The 1,507-nt window shown below is 40.2% G+C and carries 2 protein-coding genes; both read right to left on the bottom strand.

Annotation, left to right across the window (positions count from 1 at the left end):
* Nucleotides 1-78: 78 nt before the first annotated feature.
* Nucleotides 79-765, bottom strand: coding sequence for a DUF554 domain-containing protein (locus tag G493_RS0122665; RefSeq protein WP_028582185.1), 687 nt, complete (start codon nt 763-765; stop codon nt 79-81).
* A gap of 268 nt (nt 766-1,033) precedes the next feature.
* A complete protein-coding gene (locus G493_RS0122660) occupies nt 1,034-1,399 on the bottom strand; it encodes a translation initiation factor Sui1 (protein WP_028582184.1) in 366 nt (121 codons plus the stop codon).
* Between the last annotated feature and the right edge of the window lie 108 nt (nt 1,400-1,507).

Genomic DNA, 1,507 nt, shown 5'->3' with positions numbered 1-1,507 from the left:
ACCGCTTTTTAATAGTCATTCTCATATAAAAACGTTTCCCATGTTTACGGTTTAGCTTTTAACCTTGCCGCACAATTTTCAGGAAACTTCAGTATAATAGATCAATGGCAAAAAAATGGCTGGCAACATGTTTCCTACAGAAATCCTGGTTATGCCCAGCATGTTCATGCCAAGTGCCATAATCAGCAGCCCACCGACAGAAGTCATTTGGTCTATAGTTGTAGTCACTAAAAAATTTTTCAGAAAAAATGCGCTGATTGTAATGCAGCCCTGATATATAATAACAGCTATGCTCGAAAACATAACCCCCAGCCCCATGGCTGATGCGAAAATAATGGAGGTAATGCCATCCAGCACTGATTTGGCAAACAGGGTTTGATGATTCTCAGTCAATCCACTCTCCAAAGAACCAACAATGGCCATAGATCCAACACAAAAAACAAGGCTGGCTGTAACAAAACCTCTTGCAAATGAACTGGAGTCACTTGACTTAGCAGCGACTCTGGCTTCCAGAAACTGACCTAATTGTTCCAGTTTTTTTTCGATCCTGGCAAATTCTCCAATAAGGGACCCTGCAGCGATGCTCAATATAACGACTAACAGATCGTTTGAACTCAAAGCACTCTTCATCCCCACAAGAATAACAGATAAACCAATACCATTTAAAATGATTGTTTTATAATTTTCAGCAATCCCTTTTCGAAAAAATAGACCAACACAACTACCGAGAATGATGGCAATTCCGTTAACAATCGTGCCCAACATGGCTACTCCTTATCAAAAATCTCTACAGGTCTATTTATGCTCGAAACATCCAAAGACTTTTCGGAATTACGAACTGTCAGCATTTAACAAAAGGTTATTTTTTAAGAAATAGAAAAAATTCGTGAAGGCTATCCGAGGCTAAACATTTCTTCTCAGATTAAGGCGTTACAAAAAAACACATTGTTTTCCAGGGGAACCAGATAAGTGTTGCAACGTCAAAGAATTAAACGTTTTTTTTACAATTCAACAAATACGGATTACCTTCTCCTCATCCACCTGCCAATTTTACCTCATACCCCATATCTTTCAGTGCGGTGAGCAACACCTGCCTATGGTCACCCTGAATCTCAATCACCCCATTTTTAACTGTACCACCTGTTCCGCACCGCTGTTTCAAACGTTTTGCAAGTGCTTTTAAATCTTTTTCAGCAAGCGGAATTCCTGTAACAAGACAGACTCCACTTCCCTTACGCCCTTTTGTCTGACGACTAATACGAACAACGCCATCCTGACTGGGCGCTTGCAACTGTTTTCTGCAAATGCATTGCGCCTTGGATATACCGCAAAGGGGACAGACTCTCCCGGATCCACTTGAGTAAACCAGGCGATGATCCTCTTTATTTCTCTTTGTCATGGCTGTATGTATCTTAACCCAAGTTTTTGACAATTATTCTCAAAATCTCCCCTGATGAAAGTTTTTCGTTGCGCTAAAAAAATAAATCGTCAGAATTTCAGCCACATA

Origin of the sequence: Desulfogranum japonicum DSM 18378 (assembly GCF_000429945.1) — a bacterium.
Lineage (GTDB): Bacteria > Desulfobacterota > Desulfobulbia > Desulfobulbales > Desulfobulbaceae > Desulfogranum > Desulfogranum japonicum.
This window is presented reverse-complemented; position numbering and strand designations above follow the sequence as displayed.

Coding starts and splice junctions, on each gene's coding strand:
- G493_RS0122665 (WP_028582185.1), bottom strand. CDS start 765: ATGTTGGGCACGATTGTTAACGGAATTGCCATCATTCTCGGTAGTTGT.
- G493_RS0122660 (WP_028582184.1), bottom strand. CDS start 1,399: ATGACAAAGAGAAATAAAGAGGATCATCGCCTGGTTTACTCAAGTGGA.